The organism is Arthrobacter sp. Y3225116 (assembly GCF_059091245.1).
Genome location: NZ_JBNHGL010000543.1, coordinates 1 through 553 on the forward strand (window position 1 = coordinate 1; position 553 = coordinate 553).

The 553-nt window shown below is 73.8% G+C and carries 1 protein-coding gene; it reads left to right on the plus strand.

Annotation, left to right across the window (positions count from 1 at the left end; all coding sequences use genetic code 11):
• Positions 1–529, plus strand: a 529-nt coding sequence (locus tag AC5RV2_RS18865; RefSeq protein WP_494093599.1) for an ATP-dependent helicase C-terminal domain-containing protein, incomplete at its 5' end; no start/stop codon positions are given.
• Positions 530–553 lie beyond the last annotated feature (24 nt).

The window sequence follows — 553 nt, forward strand, 5'->3', positions numbered from 1 at the left end:
GCTGGCCTTGCTGCACCGCGAACTGGGAACGCCCTGGCCGGACGTCGCCGACGAGGCGCTGCTGGGACGGCTGTCCGATTGGCTGGCACCGGAACTGGAGGCACTGGCCGGCGGGAAGCCGGCCGCCGCAGTGGACCTGACCGAGCCGCTGCGCCGGCTGTTGCCCTGGCCGGAAGCGGCCAGATTCGATGAGCTCGTGCCGGAGCGGCTGGAGGTTCCCAGCGGTTCGCGGGTGCGGATCGACTACCCGGACCGTGACGGCCGGGAGCGGCCGGTGGTGGCGGTCAAACTGCAGGAGTGCTTCGGATGGTCGGATACGCCCCGGCTGGTGGGCGGTCGCGTCCCCGTGCTGTTCCACCTGCTCTCGCCCGCCGGCAGGCCGCTGGCCGTCACCGACGACCTGGCGTCTTTCTGGTCCGGTCCCTACGCGCAAGTCCGCGCCGAGATGCGCGGCCGCTACCCGAAGCACCCGTGGCCGGAGGACCCGTGGACCGCCCCGGCCACCGCGCGGACCACGCACCGGAGGTAACGGGCGGGCGTGCCGCCCGGGGCT